4 protein-coding genes and 1 pseudogene are annotated in these 5,448 nt (G+C 71.1%); 2 read left to right on the forward strand and 3 right to left on the reverse strand.

From position 1 onward, the window contains the following. Window positions 1-1,941 (reverse strand): acyl-CoA dehydrogenase family protein (locus tag D474_RS0108780; protein ID WP_017613212.1); only part of this gene is annotated, 1,941 nt, incomplete at its 3' end. A gap of 350 nt (window positions 1,942-2,291) precedes the next feature. On the opposite strand from D474_RS0108780, the gene D474_RS0108785 reads away from it, so the two are divergent. Together D474_RS0108785 and D474_RS28065 are read left to right on the forward strand one after the other, a co-directional pair. Next, window positions 2,292-3,125 (forward strand): exodeoxyribonuclease III, encoded by an 834-nt coding sequence (locus D474_RS0108785; protein ID WP_193373984.1) that lies wholly within the window; start codon window positions 2,292-2,294, stop codon window positions 3,123-3,125. Further along, window positions 3,122-4,007: pseudogene (locus D474_RS28065) on the forward strand (ribokinase). Before D474_RS0108785 ends, D474_RS28065 begins: the two are co-directional and overlap by 4 nt. Before the next feature lie 55 nt (window positions 4,008-4,062). Here D474_RS28065 and D474_RS0108795 read toward each other — a convergent pair. After that, on the reverse strand, window positions 4,063-4,671 hold the full coding sequence (locus tag D474_RS0108795) for a YceI family protein (protein WP_017613215.1): 609 nt from the start codon (window positions 4,669-4,671) through the stop codon (window positions 4,063-4,065). Window positions 4,672-4,866: 195 nt separating this feature from the next. Next, a partial coding sequence (gene argS / locus D474_RS0108800) for an arginine--tRNA ligase domain-containing protein (RefSeq protein WP_152476696.1) occupies window positions 4,867-5,448 on the reverse strand: 582 nt, incomplete at its 5' end.

Consider the following 5,448-nt stretch of genomic DNA (forward strand, 5'->3'; position numbering starts at 1 on the left):
GCTGCCCATCCGCCGGTGCAGGTCCTCCTCCAGGGAGGGGCCCGTCTCGGAACCGCCGATGAGCGGCCCCGGAAGCGACGGGTCGGCCACTCCCTCCTCCAACCACGTGTAGGAATCGCCGAGCAGCCTCCGGGAGAGCTTGCCGTCGACGTCGTCGGTGTTGGACCACAGCCCCTCGAAGAGCGTGGCCACCCGGAGACGGGCCTGGCGGCAGAAGACGTCGGCGAGCTCGAAGGGCCCGGACCCGCGCTCGGGGTGGTGGTCGACGTCGTGTCGGGCCCGCACCACGGCCGCGCTCATCGCGAAGAGCTCCGCGCCGATGTCCACGAGCCGGGCGAGGAAGGCCTGCTTGGTCTCCATCTTCCCCTGCCAGACCGACATCCCGTAGAACGTGGACCGGGCCAGCTTGCGGCTGGTGCGTTCCACGTACCGCAGGTGCTGGGCAAGTGGGCCGAACTCCACGAACGCCGACGGCACCTGACCCTGCCCGACGGCGAGCGTGGGCAGCCACTTGGCGTAGAACCCGCTCGCCCGGGCCACGGCTCCGGCCTTGTCGGCGGTCTCGGCGTCGGGGTCGATGATGTCGCCGGCGACCGACAGGTGCGCGTCCACGGCCTCGCGGGCGATGAGCAGGTGCATGATCTCGGTCGCGCCCTCGAAGATCCGGTTGATGCGCAGGTCCCGCAGCATCTGCTCGGCCGGCACACCCCGTTCGCCGCGGGCCGCCAGGGACTCGGCGGTCTCGTACCCGCGCCCGCCCCGGATCTGCACGAGCTCGTCGGCGATGGTCCACGCGTGCTCGGAGGCCCACAGTTTGGCGATGGCCGCCTCGATGCGGATGTCGTTGCGGCCCTCGTCCGCCATCTGCCCGGCCAGCTCGAGCATCGCCTCCATCGCGTAGGTGGTCGCGGCGATGTAGGAGATCTTCTTGGCGACCTCCTCGTGCTTGCCGACGGGACGCCCCCACTGCACCCGTTCGCGAGACCACTCGCGGGCGATCCTGGTCGACCACTTCCCTGCACCCACGCACAGGGCGGGCAGGGACAGACGGCCGGTGTTGAGCGTGGACAGTGCGATGCGCAGCCCGTGGCCCTCCTTGCCGAGCCGGTTCTCGGCCGGGACCCGCACCTGGTGCAGCCGGGTGAGGCCGTTCTCGATCCCGCGCAGGCCCATGAAGCGGTTGCGTCGTTCCACGGTGATGCCGGGGCTGTCGCCCTCCACCACGAACGCGCTCACCCCGCCGCGGTGTCCCGGGCTCTCGGGCACCCGGGCCATCACCACGAGCAGGTCGGCGACCACACCGTTGGTCGTCCACAGCTTCACGCCGTCCAGGAGGTAGGCCGACCCGTCCTCGGTGGGCGTGGCGGTCGCATGCAGGCGGGCCGGGTCGCTTCCGACGTCGGGCTCGGTGAGCAGGAACGCGCTGATGTCGCCCCCCGCGCAGCGCGGCAGGAACGCCTTCTTCTGCTCTTCGGTGCCGAACATCTTCACCGGCTGCGGCACGCCGATGGACTGGTGTGCCGACAGCAGCGCCCCGATCGCCGGGCACACCGACCCGACGAGCGTCAGGGCCCGGTTGTAGTAGACCTGGCTGAGCCCGAGGCCGCCGTACTCGGCCGGGATCTTCATCCCGAAGGCCCCGATGCGGCGCAGCCCGTCGATGACCTCGTCGGGCACGCGTTCCTCGCGTTCGATGCGGGCGGCGTCGATGCCCTCGCAGAACGACCGCAGCTCCGCCATGAACGCCTTGCCGCGCTGCTGGGCCTCCTCCCCAGGCTGCGGGAAGGGGTGGACGAGGTCGAGCCGGAGCCGGCCCAGGTACAGCTCCTTGCTGAAGCTCGGCAGCTCCCACGTGCTCTCGCGGGCCTGTTCGGCGACGGCCCGCGCTTGCTTCTCGTCCACCTCGGGTCCGTTGTCGGTGGTGGTGCGGTGCTCGACCATGGCGCTCACCTCGTCGGGAGAAGGGGTGTGTGCTGCCTCACATTCCCTACCCTCCAGTGTCCCGTCCGACGCCCGTAGCTGCCCGCGCCTGGAAAACCGGTGCCTGCGGCGCCCTCCCGGGACCTGCGGGTTTCACCCTCGGTGGCCGCACGCCCGGATTCTCCGGAAAAACCTTTGGCCCGATGCGAACCCTGCCGGGCCCCAGGCCGTCCAACCCAGTGCGACACACCCCGAGCGCATGCCGGCGTCGCGACGCCCCGGTACGGAGGACGGCCGTACCGGGGCGCATGCGCTTCCCCACGCGGCAGGACGAACCACGGCGGGGAGCAGTGTGCTCTAGCCTTTTCCCTGTGCGTATCGCGACATGGAATGTGAACAGTGCCAGGGCCCGGGCCGAACGCATCGGTGCCTGGCTCGACCGGAGTGACATCGACGTCCTCGCCATGCAGGAGACCAAGTCCCGGGACCACCAGTTCCCCGAGTCCGTCTTCACCGACCGCGGCTACCAGGTGGCCCACCACGGCCTCTCCCAGTGGAACGGCGTCGCGATCGCCTCCCGCGTCGGGCTCGAGGACGTGCGGATCGGCTTTCCGGGACAGCCCGGATACGGCGACCCCGAGGAGGCCGAGGCCCGCGCCATCGGCGCCGACTGCGACGGTGTACAGGTGTGGAGCCTCTACGTGCCCAACGGCCGCGAGATCGACCACCCCCACTACTCGTACAAGCTCCGGTGGCTGGAGGCCCTGCGCGAGGCCGGCACCGCACGCCTGGCCGAGGACCCCGACGCCCAGATCGCCTACGTCGGCGACTTCAACATCGCCCCGCAGGACGACGACGTGTGGGACATGGAGGCCTTCGACGGGCTCACCCACGTCACCCCGCCCGAACGCGCCGCCTTCTCCGAACTGGTCGAGGCCGGCTTCTCCGACGTCGCACGTCCCTACACACCCGGGCCCGGCGTCTACACCTACTGGGACTACAAGGGTCTGTCCTTCCCCAAGCGCAAGGGGATGCGCATCGACTTCGTCCTGGCTTCACCGGCACTCCGCGCCCGGGTCAGCGGTGCCGGAATCGACCGTGAGGAACGCAAGGGCAAGGGCGCCTCCGACCACGCCCCCGTCATCGTCGGGTTGGACGGCGCCGGCGGCGAGCCCGCCGAGAAGCCGAAGGAGGCCGGCAAATGAGTACCCCGCGCATCGCTGTCCTGGGCAGCGTCAACATGGATCTGGTCGCCTACACCGACCAGGTGCCTGCCTCCGGTGAGACCGTCACCGGGACCGACTTCCGCCAGGTGCCCGGCGGCAAGGGCGCCAACCAGGCCGTGGCCGCGGCGCGAGCCGGGGCGGACACGTCGTTCCTGGGCGCGGTCGGTGACGATCCCTTCGGCGCGCTCCTGCGCCGGGGCCTGGACGAGTCCGGGATCGACGTGCGCGGGCTGCGCACCGTCCCCGGGGTCTCGGGTGTCGCGCACATCGTCGTCGACGGTCGCGGCGCCAACTCGATCATCGTCGTGCCGGGAGCCAACGGCACCGTGGAGGGCGCCAGCGAGGCCGACGCCGAGCTCGTCCAGGGCGCCGACGCGCTGCTGCTGCAGTTGGAGCTGCCGATGCCGGCTGGCGTCTCCCCGGNAACTGGGCGTTCCGGTGCACCTGACGCCCGCGCCCGCGCGCGAGTTGCCGCCGGAGCTGCTGGAGAACGTGGACGTGCTGGTGCCGAACGAGCACGAGGCCGCAGCGATCACGGGGGAGAGCGACCCCGACAAGGCGCTGGCCGCGCTGCTGGAACTGGTTCCGGAGGTGCTCGTCACCCTCGGGTCGGAGGGTTCGCTGTACGGGGCCCGCGGGGCCGATCCGGTGCGGGTGCCCGCGCGCCCGGTCACGGTGGTGGACACCACGGCCGCCGGAGACACGTTCTGCGGTTCCTTCGCGGTCGCCCGTGCGGAAGGGCGCTCCCCCGAGGACGCGATGCGGTTCGCGGCCGCCGCGGCCTCCCTGTCGGTGCAGCGCCACGGGGCGAGTTCCTCGATGGCCGGTCGGGACGAGGTCGAGGCCCTGTTGCAGGGCTGAACCGTACGACGGAGGGCCGGCCCCCGCGGCCGGCCCCAGGGCCTGCCCGAGGCCGTCAGTCGATGTGGCCGACCTCGCGCAGGAAGCCGGTCGGGTCGGTGTCCTGCAGGCGCACCTCGAGAACCACGTCGACGGTGTCGCCGACCAGGCGCCCGCCCCAGGACAGGGGGCCGCCGTCGTCGACACCGAAGTCCGATAGGGAGATCTGGGTGTTGGCGGAGAAGAAGTGCCCGTAGATGTGGTCCGGGTTGGACAGGTCGGGCGCCTCGCCGACCCACTGGGCGGGCATGGAGACCGGGTTGGTCTTGCCGTGCACGGTCAGCTCGCCGTGGAGGGTGAAGGCGTTCTCCTTACGGCGGTTGGGCACCACCGCGGTGGAGCGGAAGTGCAGCTCCGGGTAGGTGTCGCTGTCCAGGAAGTCCGACGAGCGCAGGTGCGCGTCGCGGGCGGCCACACCGGTGTTGACGCTGGAGGTCTCCACGGTCACGGCGACGGTGGACTCGACCGGGTCCTCGGCGACCTCGACGATGCCGCGGGCCTGGCCGAAGGTGCCCTGGACCCGGCCGAAGCTGAGGTAGCGGGCCACGAAGATCAGGCTGGAGTGCAGCGGGTCGAGGTGCCAGGTACCCGGTGCGGGCCCGACGCGTTCGGTCGTGGGCGACATGGACAAGACTCCCGTATGTCTGGATTGCGGGGTTTGCCCACACGATAGGTCGCCACCGCAAGATGTGGGAGTCCCTTCGGGCCGAGTCGGGCGAGATATTCGACTCGATCTCGCAGGCCAGAGGCGTTCCAGGAACCGAGTTCCAGAAAAAGGGAGGCCCTCGGCCGCGGTCCGAGGGCCTCCCGCACACGGGGCTCACATGTGCTCGGGCGACTCCACACCGAGCAGGTCCAGGCCCTGCACCAGCACCTGCAGCGCCACCGCGACCAGCGCCAGACGCGACTCGCGCTCGGCGTCGCTGTCGGCGGTCAGCACCGGGCAGTGCTCGTAGAACGCCGTCAGGGACTGCGCCAGCTCGAACAGGTAGGTGGAGAGCCGGTGCGGCTGCAGCAGGTCACCGACTTGGGCGACCGTCGGGCCGAAGCCCAGCAGCTTCAGGGCCAGGGCCCGCTCGGCGTCCGCGGCGACCGTGATCTGCCCGCGGGCCTGCTCCGGATCCACACCGCCCTTGCGGAAGATGGAGCGGATCCGGGCCTGCGCGTACTGCAGATAGGGACCGGTGTTGCCGGTCAGCGCCAGCATCCGGTCGAAGTCGAAGGTGTACTCGGTGTCGTGCGCCACCGACAGGTCGGCGTACTTGACCGCGCCGATGCCCACCTTGCGGGCGATCTCCGCGCGGTCCTCCTGGTCCAGGTCGGGGCGGGTCTCGGCGACGACCGCGGCCGCACGCTCGACCGCCTCGTCCAGCAGCTGCACGAGCCGTACCGGCTCCCCCCC

This window comes from Nocardiopsis salina YIM 90010 (assembly GCF_000341025.1).
Lineage (GTDB): Bacteria > Actinomycetota > Actinomycetes > Streptosporangiales > Streptosporangiaceae > Nocardiopsis > Nocardiopsis salina.